This window comes from Komagataeibacter europaeus, from assembly GCF_002173515.1.
Taxonomy (GTDB): Bacteria; Pseudomonadota; Alphaproteobacteria; order Acetobacterales; family Acetobacteraceae; genus Komagataeibacter; species Komagataeibacter europaeus.
Map to the genome: position 1 here is coordinate 395,679 of NZ_CP021467.1, position 23,454 is coordinate 419,132.

19 protein-coding genes are annotated in these 23,454 nt (G+C 62.2%); 9 read left to right on the plus strand and 10 right to left on the minus strand.

Annotated features, from left to right (window positions below):
* Nucleotides 1-30: 30 nt before the first annotated feature.
* The 3 genes from S101446_RS01730 to S101446_RS01745 form a co-directional block, all read right to left on the minus strand.
* Nucleotides 31-1,404, minus strand: a complete 1,374-nt coding sequence (locus tag S101446_RS01730; RefSeq protein WP_087607411.1) for a sodium:solute symporter family protein — start codon at nucleotides 1,402-1,404, stop codon at nucleotides 31-33.
* Between the two features lie 313 nt (nucleotides 1,405-1,717).
* Nucleotides 1,718-4,018 (minus strand): TonB-dependent receptor, encoded by a 2,301-nt coding sequence (locus S101446_RS01740; protein WP_010507436.1) that lies wholly within the window; start codon nucleotides 4,016-4,018, stop codon nucleotides 1,718-1,720.
* Nucleotides 4,019-4,085: 67 nt separating this feature from the next.
* The gene (locus S101446_RS01745) at nucleotides 4,086-5,474 is read right to left on the minus strand and encodes an amidase (protein WP_087607413.1); all 1,389 of its coding nucleotides are present in this window, start codon (nucleotides 5,472-5,474) and stop codon (nucleotides 4,086-4,088) included.
* Nucleotides 5,475-5,770: 296 nt separating this feature from the next.
* Here S101446_RS01745 and S101446_RS01750 point away from each other — a divergent pair, with 296 nt between their 5' ends.
* From S101446_RS01750 to S101446_RS01775, 6 genes are all read left to right on the plus strand, one after another.
* The gene (locus S101446_RS01750; protein WP_087607414.1) at nucleotides 5,771-6,709 is read left to right on the plus strand and encodes a LysR family transcriptional regulator; all 939 of its coding nucleotides are present in this window, start codon (nucleotides 5,771-5,773) and stop codon (nucleotides 6,707-6,709) included.
* Between the two features lie 164 nt (nucleotides 6,710-6,873).
* Nucleotides 6,874-7,764: an NUDIX hydrolase gene (locus S101446_RS01755; RefSeq protein ID WP_087607415.1), complete on the plus strand. Its 891-nt coding sequence runs from the start codon at nucleotides 6,874-6,876 to the stop codon at nucleotides 7,762-7,764.
* A gap of 142 nt (nucleotides 7,765-7,906) precedes the next feature.
* Nucleotides 7,907-8,887, plus strand: coding sequence for a quinolinate synthase NadA (nadA, locus tag S101446_RS01760; protein WP_087607416.1), 981 nt, complete (start codon nucleotides 7,907-7,909; stop codon nucleotides 8,885-8,887).
* On the plus strand, nucleotides 8,884-10,446 hold the full coding sequence (locus S101446_RS01765) for an L-aspartate oxidase (protein WP_087607417.1): 1,563 nt from the start codon (nucleotides 8,884-8,886) through the stop codon (nucleotides 10,444-10,446). Before nadA ends, S101446_RS01765 begins: the two co-directional genes overlap by 4 nt.
* On the plus strand, nucleotides 10,443-11,297 hold the full coding sequence (gene nadC, locus S101446_RS01770; protein ID WP_087607418.1) for a carboxylating nicotinate-nucleotide diphosphorylase: 855 nt from the start codon (nucleotides 10,443-10,445) through the stop codon (nucleotides 11,295-11,297). Before S101446_RS01765 ends, nadC begins: the two co-directional genes overlap by 4 nt.
* A gap of 40 nt (nucleotides 11,298-11,337) precedes the next feature.
* Nucleotides 11,338-11,841 (plus strand): hypothetical protein, encoded by a 504-nt coding sequence (locus S101446_RS01775; protein WP_087607419.1) that lies wholly within the window; start codon nucleotides 11,338-11,340, stop codon nucleotides 11,839-11,841.
* 97 nt (nucleotides 11,842-11,938) lie between these two features.
* Here S101446_RS01775 and S101446_RS01780 read toward each other — a convergent pair whose 3' ends face one another.
* The 5 genes from S101446_RS01780 to S101446_RS01800 form a co-directional block, all read right to left on the minus strand.
* A complete protein-coding gene (locus tag S101446_RS01780) occupies nucleotides 11,939-15,463 on the minus strand; it encodes a YhaN family protein (protein WP_087607420.1) in 3,525 nt (1,174 codons plus the stop codon).
* On the minus strand, nucleotides 15,450-16,709 hold the full coding sequence (locus S101446_RS01785; RefSeq protein WP_244184379.1) for a metallophosphoesterase family protein: 1,260 nt from the start codon (nucleotides 16,707-16,709) through the stop codon (nucleotides 15,450-15,452). Before S101446_RS01785 ends, S101446_RS01780 begins: the two co-directional genes overlap by 14 nt.
* A gap of 85 nt (nucleotides 16,710-16,794) precedes the next feature.
* Nucleotides 16,795-18,264: an NAD-dependent succinate-semialdehyde dehydrogenase gene (locus tag S101446_RS01790; RefSeq protein WP_087607422.1), complete on the minus strand. Its 1,470-nt coding sequence runs from the start codon at nucleotides 18,262-18,264 to the stop codon at nucleotides 16,795-16,797.
* A gap of 40 nt (nucleotides 18,265-18,304) precedes the next feature.
* The gene (gene gabT, locus S101446_RS01795) at nucleotides 18,305-19,591 is read right to left on the minus strand and encodes a 4-aminobutyrate--2-oxoglutarate transaminase (RefSeq protein ID WP_087607423.1); all 1,287 of its coding nucleotides are present in this window, start codon (nucleotides 19,589-19,591) and stop codon (nucleotides 18,305-18,307) included.
* Between the two features lie 107 nt (nucleotides 19,592-19,698).
* On the minus strand, nucleotides 19,699-20,652 hold the full coding sequence (locus tag S101446_RS01800; protein ID WP_087607424.1) for a LysR substrate-binding domain-containing protein: 954 nt from the start codon (nucleotides 20,650-20,652) through the stop codon (nucleotides 19,699-19,701).
* A 17-nt stretch (nucleotides 20,653-20,669) separates the two neighbouring features.
* On the opposite strand from S101446_RS01800, the gene S101446_RS17570 reads away from it, so the two are divergent.
* Genes S101446_RS17570 through S101446_RS18160 form a run of 3 tightly spaced genes read left to right on the plus strand, consistent with a single transcriptional unit; the run spans nucleotide 20,670 to nucleotide 22,219 of the window.
* Nucleotides 20,670-20,966 carry a hypothetical protein gene (locus S101446_RS17570; protein WP_157684794.1) on the plus strand — a complete coding sequence of 99 codons (297 nt, stop codon included), beginning with the start codon at nucleotides 20,670-20,672 and terminating at the stop codon, nucleotides 20,964-20,966.
* A gap of 33 nt (nucleotides 20,967-20,999) precedes the next feature.
* On the plus strand, nucleotides 21,000-21,902 hold the full coding sequence (locus S101446_RS01805) for a LysR family transcriptional regulator (protein WP_010507452.1): 903 nt from the start codon (nucleotides 21,000-21,002) through the stop codon (nucleotides 21,900-21,902).
* Nucleotides 21,903-21,931: 29 nt separating this feature from the next.
* A complete protein-coding gene (locus S101446_RS18160; protein ID WP_208620542.1) occupies nucleotides 21,932-22,219 on the plus strand; it encodes a hypothetical protein in 288 nt (95 codons plus the stop codon).
* A 108-nt stretch (nucleotides 22,220-22,327) separates the two neighbouring features.
* Here S101446_RS18160 and S101446_RS01815 read toward each other — a convergent pair whose 3' ends face one another.
* Complete coding sequence (locus S101446_RS01815; protein WP_007398099.1) at nucleotides 22,328-22,534, minus strand: cold-shock protein; 207 nt, start codon at nucleotides 22,532-22,534, stop codon at nucleotides 22,328-22,330.
* A gap of 226 nt (nucleotides 22,535-22,760) precedes the next feature.
* Complete coding sequence (locus S101446_RS01820; RefSeq protein WP_087607425.1) at nucleotides 22,761-23,450, minus strand: Fe2+-dependent dioxygenase; 690 nt, start codon at nucleotides 23,448-23,450, stop codon at nucleotides 22,761-22,763.
* Nucleotides 23,451-23,454: the final 4 nt, after the last annotated feature.

The window sequence follows — 23,454 nt, forward strand, 5'->3', positions numbered from 1 at the left end:
TTGTATGTCATGATGGGGGTCGTGGATATCTCATGCGATCCGCGGGGCACGTGATATGCCCGCCCATATGACCAGTGCATTGATGATCAGCCCGATCATGCCGGGGTTCAGCCCCGCTGGCATGACATGAAGGAAAAACAGGCTCATCCCGACCAGGTCGCCACATAACAGTCCGGCAATAATGGGAATGGCCGGTACCTTGCGATCAAGAAGGGCGACGATAATGCCCGGCGCCAGCTGGGTAACACCGATATAATACAGGTTGTTCAGCATGACCATCAGGCCCGACAGGGACGCGCCGCCCAGCACCGAAACCACAAGATAGATGGCGATGGTGACCTGCGCCCCGATTTTCTGCGCACGATCCGAGTGGCCGGGCATGAGGTTGCGCGAAACCAGCGGTCCCAGCGCCAGACAGACCCCCGCCAGGATCACCAGCGCCGATAACGCGCATCCCCCCGCCACCAGTCCACGCGCCCAGCCGGGCAGGGTGGCGCAGACCGCGACCATGAAGACATCATTGGGTGATGCAGGTGTCGCACCCGATGTCCGGACATACAGCGCCATCATGAACAGGAACGGAAACATGAGCATGTAAAGCGGCATGAAAATCTGGTTTTTCTGCAATGTGCGGGGGGATTTTGCAGTAAACAGGAAGGCGACCGTCTGCGGTGCGATACACAGGCCGATCGACTGCAGGATGATGGTTGACACAATAAAGGCATTCCCCCCCGGCAGGCCATGCCCACCGTTACCGGGACTGGAGAATTCCGGCACGCCGACAGGCCAGTGCATGGCATGCATGGCCGCATACCCACCCAGCAGGATGGCCACCACCATCAGCACATCCTTGAGTATGGAAACATAGGCCGGTGCCCGTATACCCGACAGTAATATCCACACCAGGGTCAGTAACGCGGACAGTCCCGTCATCATCATGCCCGGGATATGCCAGCCCAGGCTGCGCACCACGACCATAAGGCCCGCAAACTGCATTTCACCAAACGGAAGAAGGAATAATGCCGTATTCAGCACAACAAGTATTTCCAGCGCCCGGCTGGCGTAATGGTTGCGGAAAATATCGGCAACGGTAATGCACGAATATCGCTGTCCCAGTGTCCATATGCGCGGGTTCAGGAAATAACCCACCGGATAGGACAGCAGGATATACCCCAGGAACCACATCCCGAACCCGCTGCCCTGCGTGTATATCCCGGCGGGAAAACCCAGCACGCTGCCAATACTGTATGTTTCACCAATGGTCAGGAAGAAAATGAGGACCGCCCCGAACTGACCCGACGCCACAAAGAAATCGCGCGCGTTCCGGGCGGCGTGGCGATATCGTGAATAAACGGCGATCAGCACCGAAGCCGTAATGACAGCCAGGAATATGGAAACTTCCATCCCTTATCCTACCCGCTTTGTATCTGTGCCAGATCGTGCATGTGGTGGCAGGTTCCAGCATATGGTCAGGCATGCGGGAACAAGGATGAAGCATGCGAACATCCAGATTATTTCAAGGGGAATCCCGAATGCCGCCATCCTTTGCGCCCGCAGGGCCAGGCCACCCCCGATGACAAGGCAGAAGGGCAGGACAAGGCCCGCAAGCAGTGCGGGGAGGGAAATGGCGGGAACTGCCTGCGTGCCGTCGTCCCGTCTGTCCTGATCGTGCATGCCCGTCTGACCCTGTCCTGTTGGTAATGGTCTTATGATGTCATCAGTATGTATAGCTGATACGGGCGCCGTAGAAACGCGGCGGCCCGACAATGCCGAAATTGGACGTTGTAAAGAAATTACGCGTCATGTCATAGGTGCGGTTAAGTGCATTCTGTACATAACCCGTTACACTCCATTTTCCGTTTTTTGGCCGAAACGTCAAGCTGGTGTTAAGCAGGAAATAGGGCTTGATATTATACAGCGGGCCAAGGATGACGGCATATTCCTCACTACGGTAGGAATAATCGGCCTCGGGCGTCAGTATATAGCCACGCAGCGCACCGGGCAGGCGGATGTCATAACTGGCCGATCCACTCAGCTGCAGTTTGGGAAAACCCATGTCTTTCCCCTGCATGTTCTTGTTTATGGTCTGGTATCCGTTCCCGCTTGCGCCGGTGGCCTGTGATGCGGCGATGTTCAGCGCCTGGAACTGTTCATACTGGCCCTGTTCATAGCCGAAATTCTGCGTCAGGTGCAGGCCACGGACCGGTTCGGCCTGTGCTTCAAGTTCCACCCCCCACAGCGAGGAACGCGGTGCGTTGATGATCTTGCCGATCGCGCCGATCGTGGGATCTTCAATCGCGCTCTGCACCTGCTGGTCATGGTAGTCATATTTGAACGCAGCACCGTTGATGCGCAGGCGATGGTTGAAGAACGTGCTCTTGAACCCGACTTCATAGGCCATCAGCCATTCCGGCTTGAAGGGCGCCAGCTGCGATGGTGCGGAGACGTTATAGGCGGAAAAACCACCTTCCTTCACGCCACGGCGAATATTGAAATAGGCCATGACGTCAGGCCGGATATCATATTCGATGAACGCCTTGCCCGAAACCTGATCCATCCCGGTCTTACGGTCGTAATGCGTTGCGGGGCCTGTCGCGATGGATGTCTGGGTAAAGAAGTTGTTCAGTTCCTTCCATTCGTTCTCATGCCGCAGGGCAAAGCCTATGCGCATGTGGGAAACGGGACGGTAGGTGATGGATGCGAATTCGGAAAACCCCTGATCCGGCTGGCTGTATCGTGTTTCCGTATTGAAGCCGAATGCATCCTTGAAATCGGAATACATGGCGTCCTGCAGGTTTTCCTTGAAGTAATACAGGCCGGCATTCCATGTCAGTGGCCCCCGTTCGTGCGAGGCAAGACGCAGTTCCTGTGAAAAGATCGACAGGTTGCTGTCAAAATATTCATCGGCGTCCGCTGCCGACGTGCCGTCCCAGTCGTTCAGTTCACGGCGGTACATGACTTCATATGCACTGATGGATGTCAGGCGCGCCCATGAAAATTCCTTCTGGATGTTGATATCGATACCCCAGCTCTGGTTATTGCGGAATGGTTTGGCATTGGGGTTCAGGCGCAGGCTGTTCGCGAACTGCCGCGACATGCCCCACCCGGTTGCGTAATGGTCGCTGTCGGCGGGAATGATGCCGCCATTCGGCATTGACACCGAATTGATCAGGTAACCCGGTGTGGATTCCGAACGGTCGATGCCCCAGTGACCGCTCAGGTTGATGCGGGTCGTGTCATTTGCTTCCCACCGCAGCCTGGCGCGCACGGCGCCCAGGTCGGCATCACCGATATGTTCGCCCGTCGTGCGATTGTGTTCGTACGCGCCGCCATGGATCGTCTCTGCCGAAATGCGGTAGGACAGGCGTTTGGTAATCGGGCCGGATACGTAAAGGTCCGTCTTGCTGCGTGCGCGGTTCGCTATGTCTTCGGATATGCCGGCACTCAGCGTCCTGGTCGGTTCGGCGGTCTGCATTTCAATGTTGCCACCCGTGACGCTGCGCCCCGACGTGTAGCCCGTCGGGCCACGTTCGACATCAACGCCCGCAAGATCGAACATGACCCCCTGCGTCATGACCCCGATGGGATAGGCCACCCCATCGACATAGGTCATGACGTCAGGCGTATTGTTGGATCCGTAATCGAAAAAACCGATGCCACGCAGGTGAAACTGTGGCTGTCCACCCCCGAAGGCGTTTTCCACCTGCAGGTTGGGTATGACATGCTGCAGGTCATTTACCGTGGTGACATGGGCCTGGATCAGCGCCTCGCGGCTGAGATGCGCGATGGACCCGCCGACATGCTGCAGGTGTTCGGCATGGGCGTTGGCGCCGCTGACATGGATGGTTTCAGGCTGCATCGCCGCCTGGACGCTGCCCTTCTGGTTGCCCGGTGCGGGCTTGGGTTTGTGTTCGTTCGTCGTCACCGATGCCGCAAAGGCATCGGGACAGGTCGGCAGGGCGCAGGTAAACAGGACCGCGACACGGCCTATCGTCGATATCTTTCCATATTTTTTCATTACACACACGCCTGGTCAGAAATTATGGGAAGGTCGGTTGCCGACAATACGAAGCTGTTTCCTCTGGTCATGATGGGGGTAGCGGCCAGCGTGGCATGGGGCCACGCGCCGTTTCATACATGGCCGCCAGCCGGATGGCCTGCAGATCCGCAAAGCGCGGGGTTATGATCTGCGCCCCGATTGGCATCCCGCCGTGTGAAAAACCGCAGTGAATGGATATGGCAGGCTGTTCGGACATGTTCCATGGGACGGTAAAGGCAATGTGGTCGAAGGAGCGTTCCGGGTCGTTGGTCGGCCCTGGATATTCAGCGGGAAAACTGACATTAGGCGTGGTGGGCGATAGAACAATGTCAACATGTTCAAACAGTTGAGCACATTTGCGCCGCATGGCAAATGTCTGTCCCAATCCATCCACGGCGGCGACGCCGCTGACCTTCTCGCCGCGTTGCGCCCATGTGCGGATGAAGGGCAGCACCTTTTCCAGCCTGTCGGGGGGAAGCTGGCTCAGTTCCGCCCAGCTGCGTGCGGACCAGTAATGGTCCAGCCCTGACAGCATCGCGGGTGTCATGACCGGATCCACCGGGATGATTTTAGCCCCCATGTCCGCCAGTACGCCGGCCATGTTTTCAATTGCGACACGGATTTCATCATCCAGTTCCAGCCCACAGCCTGCATCCAGCATCAACCCGACCTTCAGGCCCCGTACATCCACGCCCTTGTAATAGCTGTCCCAGTCAATATCCGCATAAGGCAGGCTGGTCGCGTCACGCGCGTCGGGCTGGGACAGCACATTCATCATCAGCGCCGCATCGCCCACCGTGCGGGTCATGGGGCCTGCGCAGCGACCAATATAATAGGGATCGATGGGAATGCGCCCGAGGGAGGGCTTGAACCCGACCAGCCCGCACCATGCCGCGGGCAGCCGGACGGACCCACCAATATCCGTGCCGACATGCAGTGGCCCGTAACCTGCCGCCGCCGCCGCGGCAGCACCCGCGCTGGAGCCGCCGGGGTTGCAGGCCAGATTCCATGGATTGCGCGCCAGCGGATGGAATGTCGAAAGCCCCGACGACAGCATGGCGAAATCGGGTACCGTGGTTTTCGCGAAAATCAGCGCGCCCGCTTCCTTCAGCCGGGCGGCTGGCGGGGCGTCGTATGTTGCGGGTACCAGCTTGGTGGCGATGCTACCCTGCGGGATGGGCAGGCCCCTGGTTGCGATCAGTTCCTTCAGCGTTGCGGGCACGCCATCCAGGATGCCGCAGGGGCGACCGTTCATCCACCGCTGTTCCGACAGGCGCGCTTCACTGACAAGCCTGTCGGGTTCGTAGGCGTACAGCGCCCCAAGCGTGCTTTCCCAGCGTGCGATATGCGCGATCAGCGCATTGGCGTATTCAACCGGGGAAAGGGTTCTTTTCCGATAGGAAGAAAGGATTTCTCGTGCCGTCAGGTCCATCATGGGCGTAGGTTCCTTTATTCCCCCTTTCACCCTGTAATGACAGGATAAATATTTGGGGGAGGGGCATGTTATTTCGAGAACATAATGATATGGGTCGCCCGTCGCGCATGAATATCCCAAATTTGTGCGCAGGGTGGGATACAAAACGATCCTCATTCGAAACGATATTGTAAAGTCATGTCTTTTTGGCCAGTCGGGGCGTGATTTTTCTGGTTTCCTACTTTTTTCTTAAAATATTACCGCCTGACGTATATGTTCGATGCTATTGGTCCGGTGCGTCTCAATGGGGAATATGTATGTCACTTAAAGCCCTGCAACTGTTCCTGATCGTGGCGCAGGCGGCATCCCTGCGGCAGGCTGCCCAGCGACTGAACATGACCCCCACCGCCCTGCGCCGCCAGATTGACAGCCTTGAATATTATTTCGGATCGGAACTGATTGACCGCAATGCAGGCGGCATCAGCCTGACCGAGGCAGGCCAGCTGCTGCTGGGGCAGGCGGCGCGCATCCTGAATGATATCGCGGTGACCCGTACACAGATCGACGACCTGAAGCAGCTGAAACGCGGCACGGTCAGGATACAGGCAGGTGGCGCGATCGTGGCCGAACTGCTGGTGCCCACCATCTGCACGGTCCATGAACAGTATCCCAACCTGCGCTTTCATGTGTTCGAAAGCAGGGCGTCGGGTCTGGTTGAGGCCCTGACCGATGGCGGGATCGACCTGGTGGTCAGCCTGTTTACCCCCGAAACGGCCCAGTCCTTTGTCAGCCACAGCATACAGCTCAGGCATAGCGTGATCGTCAGCACGGATCACCCGCTGGCCTGCAGGCCGCACGTGACCATCAATGAACTTGCGTGCCATGCGCTGGCCATTCCCGATGAATCCTTTGGCGTGCGCCGCGAACTCAACCGCGCGGCACGGGCCCGCGGCGTTACCCTTGACCCTGCCTTCGTGACGGGTTCGCTGGTCATGCAGAAGGAAGTGGCGATGCGCGGCATGGCGGCCCTTGTCCTGCCCCCGGAATGCTGCCGGCGGGAAATACAGGACGGGCTGCTATGCGCCATTCCCATCCAGCCCGCCAACGCCATCAGTGCGCGGCTGGACCTGTGCAGCCTGCCCCAGCGGCGCAAGTCCTTTGCCTGCCAGGCGCTGTTTGACGCGCTGGCGCAACAGATGCGCATCGGTTTCGCGGCCGGCGCGCTGGAACGCGTGCATGAAGTGTCACGGGCCTGACCCCCGCCCGGCGCGGCGGCAGATATCGTGGATATTTACGGTATATGACATGATGTGGTGTACGGGCCATGGGCGCCGTGCGGCCCGTATCGCCGGGCATTGGGAAATTCACTCCCCAACCCAGTGGGTTGCGTGATACATCTTTCCCCGACATGACAACCCAGATGATGATCGAACTGATTGCCGTCCTGACAGCCGTGCGTGACGATGTGCCGCAGGTCATGACGATCGACCATGGTCGCCTGCTACCGTCCGGGCCGCTGGAAAGTACCCACCGCTCCCTGCAGGCAGGGGTCAGGGCATGGGTGGAACGTCAGACCGGCCATCCCATCGGGCATGTGGAACAGCTGTACACCTTTGCCGACCATGACCGCCTGCTGGCTACGGGGCAGGGCAGGCTGATCGCCATTTCCTACCTCGCCCTGACCCGCAGCCACGCGGGGGAGACGGGCTGGCGGGACTGGTACGACTATTTTCCATGGGAAAACACCAAGACGGATGCGGGACGGGACTGCCTGGCCATTATCGAACGCCTGCTGTGCCGGTGGGTGGCGGACATGGACAACGCTGCCGCGCGCGTGCGGCAGTGGCAGCGATGCGTCACCCTGTTCGCCATTGGCGACATGGTGGCCTGGAATGATGAACTGGTGCTGCAACGCTATGAACTGCTGTATGAAGCAGGGCTGGTTGCCGAAGCAGGCTGCCCGCCGGAAGATGCCGTGCCGGGGCAGGCAATGCATCATGACCACCGCCGCATACTGGCCACCGGCATGGCGCGGTTGCGTGCAAAGATACGTTACCGCCCTGTTGTGTTCGAGCTGATGCCGGAGGAATTCACGCTGCTGCAATTGCAGCGCGTGATGGAAAGCCTGTCGGGTATTCAGATCCACAAACAGAATTTCCGCCGCCTGATCATGCAGCAGCAACTGGTTGAGGAAACAGGCGGAATTGAAGAAAATACCGGCGGTCGCCCCGCCCGGCTGTACCGTTTCTGTGGGGAGGTCAGGCAGGCGCGGCAGTTCGTTGGCACCAAGATTCCGCTGTTCCAGCCCTGATGGAAAAAAGGGCACCTCACGAAAAACCTGATTGACAAGCGGTCTGTTTGCCTTTGCTACTGTCCCACCGGCTTCTGCTGCTTGGCTTATACTCAATATGAGCATAAAGAGTGTGGCAGGCATGGCCGAAGGGAGAACAGGCATGAACCAGATTAAGCCGCGTGGCGGAACAGACGGGCTGTATGACCGGGTGCGGCATCTGGTCCCGGAAATTGAATGGGAAACTTTTGTCGAGGATATCCGCGCGATCGAAACGCTCAAGCGTGAACGCAACGCCGTCATCCTCGCGCATAACTACCAGACGCCCGAAATCTTCCACTGCGTAGCCGATATCCGCGGTGACAGCCTGGCCCTGGCGCGGGAGGCACAGGAAACGGACGCGGATGTGATCGTCATGGCCGGTGTCCATTTCATGGCGGAAACGGCCAAGATGCTGAACCCGCACAGCACCGTCCTGATCCCCGACCTGCATGCCGGCTGTTCCCTGGCGGATTCCATTACCGGACGCGACGTGCGCCTGCTGCGCGAACGCTATCCCGGCGTGCCGGTCGTGACCTACGTCAACACTTCAGCCGAGGTAAAGGCCGAAAGCGACATCTGCTGCACGTCGGGCAATGCGAAGCGCGTCGTGGAAGGCCTTGGCACCGACCGCGTCATCATGATCCCCGATGAATTCCTGGCCCGCAACATCGAAGCCGAAACCGGGATCAAGATGATCACATGGGCCGGCCATTGCGAGGTGCATGAACGCTTCACCCCGCAGGAAATCGAGCGCATGCGCGCCGACCATCCCGGCCTTGTGGTGCTGGCCCACCCTGAATGCCCGCCCGAAGTGGTGGCGGTATCCGATTTCAGCGGCTCTACCGCCATGATGGGCGATTTCGTGCGCGACCATACCGGCAGCCGCATCCTGCTGGTGACCGAATGTTCCATGAGCGACAATCTCGCGGTGCAGTATCCCCAGACCGAATTTGTGCGTCCATGCAACATGTGCCCGCACATGAAGCGTATCACCCTGTCCAATATCCGCCACGCGCTGGAAAACATGACGCATGAGGTTACGCTGGACCCGGAACTGGCCAGCCGTGGCCGCCGTGCCGTCGAACGCATGCTGGCGATATGACATCCCTTCCGCCGCTGGGCCAGCTTGCCGGGCAACCGCTGATTATCGGTGGCGGGCTGGCGGGCGTCATGACCGCGCTGTCCACCGCGCGTCCCTGCGTGCTGGCCTGTCCGGGGCGGCTGGATGAAATACGGCCCCCCCTTGCCGCCAGCATGCTGGCGCAGGGCGGCATGGCGGCGGCCATGGGCGCGGATGATACGCCCGCGCTGCATGCGGCGGATACGCTGGCGGCCGGGGCGGGGCTATGTGACGCCACGGTGGTCGATCGCGTAACGGCGGCGGGGCCCGCGGCGGTTGAACGCCTGACCGCCCTGGGCGTGCAGTGGGACAGGCAGGCCGATGGCAGCCTGCAACTGGGACTGGAAGCAGCCCACGGGCGGCGGCGCATCGTGCATGCGGGGGAAGACGCCACCGGGGCCACCATCATGCGCGCGCTGGTTGCCCGTGTGCGGCGGACCCCACGCATAACGGTACTGGAACATGCCCACGCGCATGACCTGCTGGTACGGGATGGCGGGATCGTGGGGTGCGTGCTTGTTGTCGGCGGGCAGACCGTCACGCTGTCCACCCCGGCCGTCGTGCTGGCCACGGGTGGGGTGGGCGGCCTGTTTGCCGATACCACCAATCCCGCCGGCGCCACGGGGAGTGGCCTTGCCATGGCCGCGCGCGCGGGCGCGGTGCTGGGCAACATGGAATTCGTGCAGTTCCATCCCACCGCGCTTTCCGCCGGACCCGAAGGGCAGCGCCTGTCCCTGATCAGTGAGGCGGTGCGGGGGGAAGGTGCAACCCTGATTGATGAGACCGGCGAACGCTTTACCGATGAACTCGCCACCCGTGACAGCGTGTCCCGCGCGGTCTGGCGTCATATGATGGACGGCCACAGCGTGTATCTGGATGCCCGTACGGCGCTGGGCGCGGCCTTTCCACGACATTTTCCCGCCATATCCGCGCTGTGCGCGGCCCGTGGCATTGATCCCGCAACGCAGCCGATCCCCGTGCGCCCCGCAGCCCACTACCATATGGGCGGCATCATGGTGGACCCTGCGGGCCGCACCGGGGTCACCGGCCTGTGGGCGGCGGGTGAGGTCGCGTGTACCGGCCTGCATGGCGCCAACCGGCTGGCCAGCAATTCCCTGCTGGAAGCCGTGGTGTTTGGCACATGGATCGGCCAGCAGATGGATGATGGCCTGCCGCAGGCCGCCACGTTGCCCGATGTTTCGCTTTTTCCATCTGATCCGGCGCCGTCTCCCGTATCGTTGCGCCTGCGGCGGATCATGAGCCGCCATGCCGGGGTGATCCGTACGGGTGATGACCTGCGCAACGGCCTGAAACAGGTCATGCCCATCGCGAGTACCGATGCCGGGCTGGTCTGTGCCGCGATCCTGCTTGCCGCCCTGTCGCGGCATGAAAGTCGGGGTGGCCATTTCCGCAGTGACTATCCCCATGCCGGGGCCGTGGCCACGCCGTCGCGTTTCAGCCTGACGGATCTCCATGCCCGGCTGGCGGAAATGCGTGATACGTTTTCCCCCGCAGCCCTGAATGAAGGAATGCCCTCATGATCCATCCCCTGCCAGACATCATGCTGGAACCGCTGGTGCGTGCGGGCCTGCTGGAGGATCTGGGGCGCGCGGGCGACCTTACGACCGATGCGGTGATCGTGGACGGGGATGCCCCCGTTTCCGCCGTGCTGGCCGCACGGCAGGACGGGGTGATCGCCGGGCTGGACATGGCGCGCCTGTCCTTTGCGCTGATGGATCCGCGCATCGTGTTCGCGCCGCATGTGCGTGATGGCCAGGCCGTGACACGTGGTGCGCGCCTTGCCACGGTGCGGGGCCCAGCGCGTGGCATCCTGTCGGGGGAACGGGTGGGGCTGAATTTCCTGTCGCATCTTAGCGGTATCGCGACCGCCACGGCGCGGCTGGTGGAACTGGTCCGGCCCTATCGCGCCAGTATTACCTGCACGCGCAAGACCATGCCCGGCCTGCGGGCGATCCAGAAATATGCGGTCCGGGCCGGGGGCGGCAGCAACCACCGCTTCGGTCTTGATGACGCCATCCTGATCAAGGACAATCATATCGCCTTTGCTGGCGGGATCACGCCCGCGGTGCAACGCGCACGTCAAGCTGCGGGACATCTGGTGCGGATAGAGCTGGAGGTCGATACGCTGGCCCAGCTGCGCGAGGGGCTGGAAACCGGCGACGTTGATGTCTTCCTGCTTGATAACATGCCGCCCGACGTGCTGCGTGAGGCCGTGCGCATTGTCGACGGCCGCGCCGTGACCGAGGCATCGGGCGGGATAACGCCCCAGACCGTCACCGCCGTGGCGCAGGCGGGGGTGGACCTGATCTCCCTTGGCTGGCTGACGCACACCGTGCGTGTCATGGATATCGGGCTGGATTACCAGCCGTGATCCTGTAGGAAGGAAGCCATCCATACAGGGGAGAACCACAATGACATCCGCCATCACCACCCGCGCGGGTTATCTGTGCGCGCTGCTGCTGGGAACCACCATCATGGCGGCGGGCGCGCAGGCCCAGCCCGACATGCAGCAGGCGCAGCAGCGCGCCCAGCAGATGGAGCAGATGCGTATGCAGCATGACCAGCAGATGCAGCAGATGCAGCAGCAGTTCCAGCAGCAGCAGATGCAGATGCGCCAGCAGGAACAGCAGATGAACATGCAGCGTGACCAGCAGAGGCAACAGATGCAGCAGCAGTTCCGCCAGCAGCAGATGCAGCTGGACCAGCAGGAACGCCAGATGGGCAACCAGCCCGGTGGCCGTGAACAGATTGCCCGCCAGCGTGAACAGTTCCGCATGCAGCAGCAGCAGCAGGAACAGCAGATGCGCCAGCAGTTCCGGCAGCAGGACGAACAGCTACGCCAGCAGCGTTTCCAGATGCAACAGCAGCAGGACCAGCAGCGCAGGCAGATGATGTCGGGGCCGCAGAACTGGTAAAAAGCCAGTAAGGCATAAAGAAGTTTTCTGGTGAATTTTTTACAAAAAACCTCAGAAGACATCGTCTTTTAAAAAAGGCGGCACCCCGAAACTTTTATTATTTTCCCGTCATTGCAACAGGTTCGGCAATGGGCGCGCGGGGTAGTTCCAGCAGGTTGATGCGGACATCCCCAGCGCGCATTTCATCGCGCAGGGCGCGGGTCATGTCGCGTATGCTGTCATGGTGGGTAAACAGCAGCACCTGTGTGGTACGGGCAAAATCAGCCAGCACCCGCAGGGTGCCCAGGCTGCGCGCATCATCGAACTGCACCAGCAGGTCATCGGCGATGAAGGGCAGGGATTCGGCTGATTTGCAGTAGGTTTCCACGCTGGCCAGCCGAAAGGCCAGAAAAAGCTGGTCGCGGGTGCCGGCACTCATCATCATGACCGGCACGGTGCTGCCATCGTGGCGCACGCCATGCACGACTGGTTCATCATGCGCATCAAGTTCCGTCCTGATGCCGGCAAAAGCCCCCAGCGTGGCAAGGGATAGAAACTGCCCCGCACGTGTAACCAGCGGATCCTGTTGCGCTGCCCGCACGCGGTCAATCGCATCGGCGATCAGTTTGCGGGTCAGGGTCAGCCGGGTATATTCCTCCACAATCTGGTGCAGGCTGGCAATGGCGGCCTCGCGTCGTGCGGCGGCCTGTTGGGCATCCGTGTTGTGTTCGAATGCACGCAGCGCCATGTCCTGTTCCTGTTCGGCACGCACGGCGTTGTCACGCAGGCGCTGCAGGTCGGCCAGGCGGTCATGGATCCCTGCTATTTCCGCCTTCAGTTCCGGCAGGTCGCGCCCATCCAGGGCACGTTCCAGTTCGGCAGGGGACTGCCCGTCCGTCATGCGCGACAGGGTATCGCGCGCCTGCGCCTGGTCGTGCTCCAGCCGGTCGCGGTGATCCAGCCGGGCAGCAAGCTGACGCAGGGCGTCCATGCTGTCGGTATGCGTACGGACCATCAGCGCATCAATGGCCGTGCGGGCGTGCGACAGGCTGGCTTCGCTATCAATTACATCCCGGTTGGCCGCAGCCAGCGCCGGCTGCAGGGCTTCGCGCTGATGCCGGGCTTTTTCCGCCGCCTGCCACTGACGGTCCAGTTCCTCGGCCGCCGCCACCCCGTCATGTGGCAGGGGCAGCGGCAGATCCTGCCGCATGGTATCGAGAACCTGTGCCAGCGCCTGCCCGGTGGTGCTGGCCTGTGTACGGGCTTCGTGCAGTTCCGCCAGGCGTTCGATATGCGCGGGGGCCGCCGCCCATTCGGTCGCAAGGTCACGCGCGACATCGGGCAGGGCGTCCGCCGGAAGACCGATGGCCTGCATGGCGCTGGCCCATTTCTGCTGCCATGCCTGCCGTGCGGCGATCAGGTCCGTACCCTGCTGGCGCAACTGTGCCTGCAGGGGAAGCAGTTCATCCAGTTCGCGCCGTAGCCTGCCGTATTCTTCATGCCCGCTGACATGCGCGCGCACGGCGGCGGTGGTGGCTTCAACGCAGGCGGGTAGGTCCAGTGCGGGATCAATCCCCAGCCGCTGCGCCAGCCGCCGCAGCCGGTCATGTACTGCATCGGGGCGGATGCGTTCTTCCGCCAGTGCTGCCCGTTCGGCTGCGACCTGTTCGGCGTCAGTCAGCAACTGCGCGCGTTGCTGAATGAACGCCAGCAAAGATTCGGGTGTTGCCGCACGGGACTGCAGGGCGGGGAAGGGCGCGATGAATTCCTTCCACTGGCGGGTAAGCTGCTTTTCTATCTCCGCCCGGTTATGGTCATGGAAGGCGATTTTTTCCATGCAATGGCTGATGTCGTGGCGCAGTCCCTCGATCCGGGCAACACGGTCCGCCTGCGCCATCAGTTGTGCCGACAGGCTGTCCACCCGTTCCAGAGCGGTGTCCAGCGCCACGGCACGGACCTGGCGCGTGGATACGGGCGTGTCGTGGTCGGGATGCAGGTAGGTAGCGCGGATTTCCTGCCACAGCGTGTCGCGCTGGTCGCGCGCGGCCGCCAGCATGTCCGGTGTTATGGAACTGCCTGCCTGTTCCAGTCGCGTAAGCTGGGGCTGCAACGTGGTCAGGCGTTCGCGTTCCGCCGCCAGCGTGCTGGCCAGACGGTCGTGCTCAATGCGCAGTTTATGCTGGGCCTGCGTGATATGATGCACGCCATCGGCGGCAGGGCAGTGCAGGTGATGCAACTGGTCCACCGTATCCGCCCCCAGTGCCCGCGCCTGCGCCGCAAGGCTGGCCTGACGCTGGTCCAGGGTCGCCGCGCGCAGCGCCAGCCGCTTCATTTCCGTGGGCAGGGCGGCAAAGGGGGCTGTGTCTTCATGCAGCGGCAGGTCGTGGCCATCTGCCTGCAGGCTGTCCATGCGGCGCTGTTTCTGTGCAATGGCTAGGTCCGTCTGGCGGGCCTGTTGTTCCAGATTGTCGTGCTGGTTGCGCCACCGGGCCTGTGTGTCGGCCAGTACGCGGATGCTGTCCAGAACCGTACGGTCCGGCATGGACTGGCGTAAATCGGCATCCGCACCCTTGCCCAGCCGCTGGCGCAGGCTGGCCAGACTTTCATTTATGCTGCGCCATTTTTCGTCCTGCGCGGCCTTCAGCGCACGGTGCTGGCGGACACTCTGGCCAAGGCGGATGGCCTGCATGACGGGATCGCGCAGGGCAGCAAGGGCAGCCTGCGCCAGGGATATGGCCGTCTGCTGTCGCAATTGCGTGGCCTGCGCCACGGCGGCGTCATGGCGTCTGGTCGCAGTGTCGCATGTATCCAGCGCAGTGGTGATGGTGGCGGCCATGCCTGCGGGCAGGGCGGCAAGATCGGCCTGTGCAGTCAGTTCATCGTGCAGCCGACCGATGTCGCGCAGCACAGGCACGGCTTTTTCCAGCCGTTCGTAGCGGGCATGCAGGCGGCGCAGTTCGTCCTGTTCATGGCTTATGTCAGTTTTCTGCTGGCGGGCTTCGTCACGCAGGCGACAGTGTTCGGTATAGGCGTCATGGGTGAGCGAGGCCTGCCTCAAGCTGTCTCTTGCATCGTTGAAGGCTTTCAGAGCCTTGTTGAACGCACGATCTCCCCCGCGCCGCGGGGTGAACAGGGCATTGCGGCGTGCGTCGATTGCCTCCAGCCGTTCCACAAGGGCGCGCAGGCCGCCGCCTGCTTCCACGATCAGGCGGCCGATATCCCCGTTCGCCCGCAGCAGTTCCGCACCACCGGAACGCAGGGTTTCATCATTCAGCCCGAACAGCGCGGCAAAGCGCTCCCGCGTCATCGCCCCCAGCGGCTGCGCCAGCACGCTGTCGGGCACTGCGTTGCGATCAGGGTCCTGCAAGGTGTTCTTGCGGCCCTTGTGGCGACTTAGTTCCAGTAACTGCCCGTCATCAAGCCGTACCCGCGCATCCAGCCGGATCTGCGCATTGCCAAACATGGCCCCGGCAGTCGACAGGTTGGGAATGCCGAACAGGAAATCCGCCAGGGCGGACAGGCAGGTGCTCTTGCCCGCCTCATTGGGACCATGAATGACGTGCAGGCCGCGACCGTCCCCGAAATCGAGGTCAAGGTCGGCAATCCCGCCATATTTGACAATGCGGAAGTTACTGATGCGCATTGTCGCTGCCCTCCGGATTTTCCACCAGCGACAGGGCAAGGTCGACCGCGCGTGCCGGCACGTCGTTGAGAATGCTTTCCCGCATTTCATCCGTCCGTGCCTGGGCGGGCACGCGCTCCATTACGATCTTCAGGATATCGGACAGTTCTGCCTGCAATGCCTCCGGCGTTGCCGCCTGTCGTATGTCGGCCGCGATCCGGCCGCCAGTGGTGTGGTCCAGAACAGCGGGACGCTTGGGCGGGCGGGTATGGATTTTCAGGCGTTCAAGCCATATCTCATCGGGCAGGCTGGCCAGGATCGCCTCAATTTCCAGGTGTACATCCTGCGTATCACGGATCAGGTGGGCATGCAGCGCGCTCGCCCCCACCAGTTCCAGCCTCAGGGCAATCGGTCGGCCCCGTGCCTGCTCGATCAGGTCCTGCCCGACGCGGCGGATGCATCCGGCCATGTCGGCTGGCGTTGTGGCATGGGTCAGGTCCACGACCTCGCTGGCCCAGCGCACGGCGTCAAGCACCTGATGTTCGACGGACGCCACATCCCCGCCGCGCACCGTGACCAGCGACGCGCCTTTCGGCCCGGCTTCACGCGCGTGGCGTCCCTGCAGGTTGCCCGCGTACACCACGTACGGGTTTTCATTCAGGATTTCGTGGGTGTGTACATGGCCCAGCGCCCAGTACTGGTAGCCGTGGTTGACCAGTTGTTCCACCGTGCAGGGGGCGTAGGTTTCATGTCCCTCCCGTCCCTGGCAGGCAGTATGCAGGATGCCGATGTTGAACAGGTCGGGCACGGGGGGCGGGTATTTGCGGGCAATATTGTCGGTTACGTCGCGGCGGCCAAAGCTGCGGCCATGCACGGCAACGCCCAGATCCTCCATGACGCGGGTTTCAGCCCTGCTGGTGGCGAACAGGTGGACGTTGTCCGTTACATGCAGGTGCCTGGCAAAACGGTTTTCCGCATCGTGATTGCCAAGTATCATGAAAACGCGAATGCCCGCCTGCTGCAGTCGCGCCATGCCGTTGATGAAGAACAGGCCGCACTGCGTATCGCGCAGGTCACCATCAAACACGTCGCCCGCCAGCACGACAAAGCGGCATTCGGTCTGGATGGCCAGGTTGATCATGTCATTGAAGGCGCGACGCGAGGCATCGGCGATCAGGCGGGCATATTCGCCCGATTTTTCCGTCAGCCCCAGCAGCGGGCTGTCCAGATGCAGGTCGGCGGCATGAAGAAAGCGGAATTCGTCCATGCCGCCATCGTAATCCATTGAAAGCGGAAGTAAATGCGCGCCTTCCCCTTCGTGTCTGAAAGAGGACGGGCGCGCCTGGCGCCGGTCAGGCCGTATGGTCGGTGATATCGGTGCAGATATACTTCATTTCCATGTATTCATCCATGCCGTAGCGCGATCCCTCGCGTCCCATGCCGGACTGCTTGATGCCGCCAAAGGGGGCGACTTCGTTGGAAATCAGGCCGGTGTTGTGACCCACCATGCCGTATTCCAGCGCTTCGGCCACGCGATGGGCACGGGCATGGTCGCGGGTGAAGAAATAGGCGGCCAGACCATATTCCGTGTCATTGGCCATGGCGATGGCCTCCGCTTCCGTGTGGAAGCGGAACAGCGGGGCCACGGGGCCGAAGGTTTCCTCATGCGCGATGCGCATGGCGGGGGTCGCGTCACGCAGCACGGTGGGGCGATAGAACAGTTCGCCCGCATTGTCGCGCGCACCGCCGCACATGATGGTCGCGCCATGCGATACCGCGTCATTAACATGTTCTTCCACCTTGTCGCGCGCCTTCGTGCTGATCAGCGGCCCGATGACGGAATCAGGATCGCTGCCCGGTCCCACCTGCAGCTTTTCCACCACGCGGGCGAAGCGGGTGGCGAATTCGTCATAAATGCCGTCCTGCACCAGAATGCGGTTGGCGCAGACGCAGGTCTGCCCGGCATTGCGGTATTTGGCGGCGATGGCGCTTTTGATCGCCTGTTCGATATGTGCGTCGTCAAATACGATGAAGGGTGCGTTGCCGCCCAGTTCCAGCGACAGGCGCTTGAGTGTCGCCGCCGATTGCGCCATCAGGATCCGCCCGACCTGCGTTGAACCCGTAAACGACAGCTTGCGGATATCGGGGCTGGCGCACAGCGCCTTGCCCAGTGTCACTCCGTCACCGGGCAGCACCTGCAGCAGGCCGGCTGGCACGCCTGCCTGCCGCGCCAGTTCCGCCAGCGCGAGCGCCGTCAGCGGCGTGTCTTCCGACGGCTTGACGATCATGGCGCAGCCTGCCGCCAGCGCGGGTCCGGCCTTGCGGGTGATCATGGCGGCGGGGAAGTTCCACGGCGTAATCGCGGCGCATACGCCCACGGGCTGGCGGATGACGCTCAGCCGGGTGGCGGGGTTGGTCGGCGGAATGACATCGCCGTAGGCGCGCATGGCCTCGGCCGCGAACCACAGCAGGAAACTTGCGGCGTAACGGATCTCGCCCGCGGCTTCCGCGCGGGGCTTGCCCTGTTCGGTCACGATCAGGGTGGCGAGGTCATCGACATTGTCCATCACCAGGTCATGCCAGCGCGTCAGGATTACCTGTCGCTGCGCCCCGGTGCGGTTGCGCCATTCCGCCTGCGCGGTGACGGCGGCGGCAATGGCGTGGTCCACGTCCGGCGCGCCGCATTCGGCCACTTCCGCCACGACGGCGCCGGTGGCAGGGTTGTGCACGGGACGGCGCGCGCCGCCCGCCGCGGGGCACCATGTGCCGTTAATGAACGCATCCTTGTGGAACAGGGATGTATTGGAAAGATGTACGGTCATTTCGGTCTCCGGTACGGGCGGGCGGTCGGTCGGGATGGGTTCAGGCTGCGGATTCTGCCAGAACCTGCTCGATGATTTTCATCCCTTCATCAATGATCGCATCCGATGCCGTCAATGGTACGAGGATCCGGATGGTTGCGCCCTGCGTGCCACATGACAGCAGGATCAGCCCTTTTTCACATGCCCGCGCGCAGATGGCCGCCGCAGCGCCCGCACGCACCCCCGGCTTGCCATGTTCTTCCAGAATGTCGAAGGCGATCATCGCCCCCAGGCCACGCGCGCGACTGACAGGCAGCAGTTTTGTGTTGGCGTGCAGGCGGTCGATGTGGCGACGCAGGTTTTCGCCAATCGTGTTGGCGCGTTCCACCAGCTTTTCATCACGGATGATGTCCAGCACGGCCAGACCCGCGGCACAGGCCAGCGGCGCGCCGCCATAGGTGCCGCCCAGGCCGCCGGGGCCAACCGCATCCATAAGGTCCGCGCGCCCGATCACGCCCGAAAGCGGCAGGCCACCACCCATGGACTTCGCAACTGAAACCAGGTCGGGCTGCACGCCGGAATGTTCGATGCCGAACAGACGGCCCGTGCGGGCGAAGCCGCTCTGCACCTCATCGGCCACCAGCTTGATGCCGTGTTCGTCACAGATGCGGCGCAGGGCGACCAGCAGTTCCGTGGGCGCCACGCGGAAGCCGCCTTCGCCCTGTACGGGTTCGATGATGATGGCGGCGACGCTGGAAGCGGGCAGGTCGGCGGCGAACAGGAAGTCCAGCATGCGCAGCGTGTCCGCCACCTTCACCTCTTCCCCGTCAGGGAAGGGCAGGTGATAGACTTCACCCGGCAGGGTGCCGAACGGGGCCTTGTAGGGCTTGACCTTGCCCGTCATGGCCGATGCCAGCAGCGTGCGGCCATGGAACCCGCCGGTAAAGGCGATGATGCCGTTGCGCCCCGTTGCCGCGCGCGCGATCTTCACCGCGTTTTCCGTCGCCTCCCCCCCGGTGGAGAAGAAAATGGTCTTGGCCGGGCCTTCAAACGGGGCCAGTGCGTTCAGCTTTTCCGCCAGCGCGATATACGGCTCATACGCCGAGACCTGGAACGCGGTATGCGTGAAGCGGTCAAGCTGCGCGCGCACGGCTTCCAGCACCTTCGGGTGACGGTGCCCCACGTTCAGCACGGCAATGCCACCGGCGAAATCAACGTAGCGGCGGCCTTCCACATCCCACAGTTCGGCATTTTCCGCCCGGTTGGCGAAAACGGGGGTGGATGTCGCCACCCCGCGTGGCACGGCGTGGTTGCGGCGGGCAAGAAGATCCTTGTTGGTCAGTGTCATGGCCTGTTTTCATCCCTGTGGGGTGCATGGGGGCTGTGGATACAGCCATTTCGGTCATGTCCCACGTAACGGGTCCGCAACAGGGTGGGGAGGCGCTTTTTTGGCGATCAGTGGTGACCGGATGTCACCATGCCCGTGGTATCCGCGTGCAACTGCGCTTCCAGCCATGTGCGCAGCATCCCCATTGACCGGGCCTGCCACGCCTGTTCCGTCGCGCGCAGGACATAGGCCCCCAGCGATACATCACGCAGCGGGATGTCCGTGGTGGTGACCCGTACCAGGCGGCCGGTCTGCAGGTCATCTTCCAGCAGGTAGGCATTGGCCAGCGCGATCCCTTCGCCCGCGCGCGCCGCCGCCAGTGCCAGATGCGCCTGCCACAACCGGCTGCAGCCGGTCACATGCGTGACCTCGAGCGACTGTCCCGCAAACCATAGCCGCCATTCCGTGTCATTGTCTTCAATCAGCAGCGGGGCGTGCAGCAGGTCGGCGGCACGGCGCAGCGGATGGGCAAGGCGGTGCAGGCAGGCAGGACTGGCGACAGGAAAAACCGGCGGTCGCGCCACGGGCAGGGCACGTACGCGCGGCGCGATGGGGGCGGTGTTATGGTCGTTGATGTAGCGGATATCGGCATGCAGCACGGTGTCGATCCGGTCGGGATCAAACCGGCAGTCGGAATCAACCGGGCGCAGCATCAGATCCACGCCGGGATAGGTCTGCCGGAAACTGGCCAGCCGTGGCAGCAGCCAGTGATAGGCGATGCCATGCGAGCACGTCAGGGTTACCTGTGGCATCTGCCCGCGTATGTCCGCCGTGGCGCGGGCAAGCCCGTCCAGCAGAGGGGTAATGCGGGCGTGGTAGTCATGCCCTTCGGGGGTCAGGCCGCCCTCGCTACGGTTGCGCAGGGCGACGCCAAGGGTGTTTTCAAGGTCACGCAGATGGCGGCTGACCACGGCATGATCCACCCCCAGTGCGGCCGCGGCACGACGGATGCCGCCGGTGCGCGCATAGGCCACGAAGGCGTTGAGGGCCGCGAGCGGCGGGATGTGGTAGCGCCATTCCATGAGGCGCGGATGCTAGCATGAACGGGCCGGATCAAAAACAGCGCGGGCGCGAAAGCCCGCCGTCGGGAGATTACGCAGGCCACGGAAAGTTTTTGGTGATGCTTTTTTTTAAAACCGTCAAACGCCGTCTGTTCGGAAAAAGGCGGCATCCAGAAACTTTTGTTATTTTCTATCAAGAAGTTATTTTTAAATCTGATGAATGCCGGACCGGGATCATGCAAGTGGCGCGGTGCTCGTTGCATGGTGGCCCGTTTTCCCTTCCCACGGCAGGGATATCTGGACATTCACTGGTGAATGGCGCGGTTGTCCGATAAGACCATGATGTTTCTTGTCAGGACGGATTTAGTGTGTTTCTGCGGCAGTTGACCTACCTGATAGCCCTTGATCGCTATCAGCATTTTTCCCGTGCGGCGGAAAGCTGCGGTGTCTCGCAGCCCGCGCTGTCTGCGGCGATACGCCAGCTTGAAGCCGAGCTGGGTATTACCATCATCCGCCGCACCCGGCGTTTCAACGGCCTGACGGATGAGGGGCGGCGCGTGCTGGCATGGGCGCGCCAGACGCTGGCGGCGCTGGACGGGTTGCGGCAGGAAGCGGCTTTCGCGCAGGAAGTGGCGGGGGGCACGCTGTCCATCGGGGCCATGCCGCCGGGGATGCAGGCCATTCCCCTGCTGCTGGAAAGTTTCCGTAGCGCCATTCCCGGCCTGCACCTGCAGGTCCGTATCGGTTCATGCGCGGATACCATCCATCGCCTGCGGCAGCAGCAGCTTGACCTCGGGCTGGTCTATCTGGACCAGATCGCGTCCGACGCACCCTTTGACGTCCTGCCGCTTTTTACCGAACAGCACGTGCTGGTGGCGGCCGAACCGATTGTCCTGCCCGCGGGGCGACGTGAGTGGAGTACACTGGCCGATCTGCCCCTGTGCCTGCTCAGTCCCGAAATGCGTACGCGCCAGATCGTGGATGCCGCGTTCAGGGGGGCGGGGGTAACGCCCACCGTGGTGCTGGAAACAAATTCGCTGGAAGTGCTGTATGCCGAACTGCTGGCCGGGCGACTGGCCAGCATATTGCCCGTCATGGCCCTGCCAACCCATACCGGGCATTGCCGCCTGCAGGTTCGCCCGCTGGGACCCTGTAGCGTGCCGGAGGTCGGGCTGGTGCGCCTGACCCAGTCCCTGCCAACCGCGTTGACGGTGCGGGTATGGGAAATTGCCGGCAATATGGACATGCGCGACATTTTTGCGGTGGGCTGAATGTGGCGCCCGGTCGGGGCGTGCGGCGCATGTTTCGCCATACCTGCCGTTCGGCCTGCTGGAAGGCATTCCAGTCCTGCCGCGCGTCATTATCGTCCGTGGGGGTGGGCACGTCACGGCTGCCGGTGCGCCCACGTTCATGTCCCGCCGGGGATGACAGGCCGCTGGACTGGCTGGAGCCGGGCAGTGGGGCGAAATGCGCCAGTGGAGGCGTGGAGGGCATGGACAGGCCCGATGGGGCCATCGGCGCGTGGGGCAATGCCACGCTGCCATTCCAGCCGCCGGGGACCGCGCCGGGCATCTGTGCCATGGCATGATGCAGGGGCAGGCAGGCCAGCACCAGTATCAGGAACCGGAACATGCTGTCTGGCTGTAAAAAGGGGTAGAAATAAAAACGGCAGGAACCTGGGTTCCTGCCGAAATTATCAGCCAATCTTCAGATTGACTGCGGAAGACTTGCCATTACGGCCCCGTTCGAGGTCGTAGGTCACAGCCTGTCCTTCGTTCAGGGTCTGCTGGCCCGCCTGCTCCACTGCGGAGATGTGAACGAAAGCGTCGGCGCTTCCGTCATCAGGCTGGATAAATCCAAAGCCCTTCTGGGCGTTGAACCATTTAACTGTTCCTGCGGCCATGTCTTGGCCTCCTTGCGTAACCGGCACCTCCGCGCGAACATGCGCGGAATCGAGACTTTTCGTTATATCGGGGATGCCAGAAGGCCGCGTAGCGAGGCTGCAATTGAAATCTTGTCCGTAGCTGAAAAGTCCAGCCGTGAGACATCTTGTATAGAGGTTGCACACAAATAGCACGGAAAATATTCAAAAAAGCGGAAATATTTCCTGCCGGGCACCGGATGACGGGCTAAAGCATGCACCACTGGCGCATCATGTTGTGGTAGATATTGGTCAGTGACAGCACCGCGGGATCGGTATCCCCCAGCCGTTCGCGCAGCGATGTCACCTGCATGTCCAGGTCAAACATGATCTGCCGCCGGCTTTCCTCCGCAATCATGGACTGGGACCAGAAAAAGGCTGCCAGCCTGCTGCCCCCCGTTACCGGGGTGACGCTGTGCAGCACGGTGGTGGGATACAGGATGATGTCGCCTGCCGGCAGCTTTATGGCCTGTTCATTGCCATTGGCGTGGATGGTCAGTTCACCGCCGTCATATTCATCCGGATCGGAAAAAAACAGCGTGGAGGAGACATCGGTGCGGATACGCGTATGGATGCCCCCCGACAGGATGCCCCGTATGGCGTTGTCCACATGCGCGCCAAAGCGCATGCCGTTTTCATAGCGGTTGAACAGCGGCGGACTGACCCGGTAGGGCAGCACCGCGCTGTTGAACAGGACATTGCGGCCCAGCGCACGCAGCACAAGCTGCCCCAGTTCAAGACAGGCTTCCGAATCCCGGGGCAGCTGCAGGTTGTTCTTGGCCATGGCCGACTGCGCGCCTGCCGTCTCGCGGCCATCGGTCCACTGCGCGTTTTTCAGTGTCTTGCGGCAATGGGCCAGCTCATCGGCCGTAAGCAGGGCGGGAATGTGCAGCAGCATGGCG

Coding starts and splice junctions, on each gene's coding strand:
- S101446_RS01765 (WP_087607417.1), top strand. CDS start 8,884: ATGACATCCCTTCCGCCGCTGGGCCAGCTTGCCGGGCAACCGCTGATT.
- nadA (WP_087607416.1), top strand. CDS start 7,907: ATGAACCAGATTAAGCCGCGTGGCGGAACAGACGGGCTGTATGACCGG.
- S101446_RS01790 (WP_087607422.1), bottom strand. CDS start 18,264: ATGACCGTACATCTTTCCAATACATCCCTGTTCCACAAGGATGCGTTC.
- S101446_RS01815 (WP_007398099.1), bottom strand. CDS start 22,534: ATGGCCGCAGGAACAGTTAAATGGTTCAACGCCCAGAAGGGCTTTGGA.
- S101446_RS01800 (WP_087607424.1), bottom strand. CDS start 20,652: ATGGAATGGCGCTACCACATCCCGCCGCTCGCGGCCCTCAACGCCTTC.
- S101446_RS01775 (WP_087607419.1), top strand. CDS start 11,338: ATGACATCCGCCATCACCACCCGCGCGGGTTATCTGTGCGCGCTGCTG.
- S101446_RS01780 (WP_087607420.1), bottom strand. CDS start 15,463: ATGCGCATCAGTAACTTCCGCATTGTCAAATATGGCGGGATTGCCGAC.
- S101446_RS01750 (WP_087607414.1), top strand. CDS start 5,771: ATGTCACTTAAAGCCCTGCAACTGTTCCTGATCGTGGCGCAGGCGGCA.
- S101446_RS01730 (WP_087607411.1), bottom strand. CDS start 1,404: ATGGAAGTTTCCATATTCCTGGCTGTCATTACGGCTTCGGTGCTGATC.
- S101446_RS01755 (WP_087607415.1), top strand. CDS start 6,874: ATGATGATCGAACTGATTGCCGTCCTGACAGCCGTGCGTGACGATGTG.
- S101446_RS01740 (WP_010507436.1), bottom strand. CDS start 4,018: ATGAAAAAATATGGAAAGATATCGACGATAGGCCGTGTCGCGGTCCTG.
- nadC (WP_087607418.1), top strand. CDS start 10,443: ATGATCCATCCCCTGCCAGACATCATGCTGGAACCGCTGGTGCGTGCG.
- S101446_RS18160 (WP_208620542.1), top strand. CDS start 21,932: ATGTTTCGCCATACCTGCCGTTCGGCCTGCTGGAAGGCATTCCAGTCC.
- gabT (WP_087607423.1), bottom strand. CDS start 19,591: ATGACACTGACCAACAAGGATCTTCTTGCCCGCCGCAACCACGCCGTG.
- S101446_RS01745 (WP_087607413.1), bottom strand. CDS start 5,474: ATGATGGACCTGACGGCACGAGAAATCCTTTCTTCCTATCGGAAAAGA.
- S101446_RS01785 (WP_244184379.1), bottom strand. CDS start 16,709: ATGGACGAATTCCGCTTTCTTCATGCCGCCGACCTGCATCTGGACAGC.
- S101446_RS01820 (WP_087607425.1), bottom strand. CDS start 23,450: ATGCTGCTGCACATTCCCGCCCTGCTTACGGCCGATGAGCTGGCCCAT.
- S101446_RS17570 (WP_157684794.1), top strand. CDS start 20,670: ATGAACGGGCCGGATCAAAAACAGCGCGGGCGCGAAAGCCCGCCGTCG.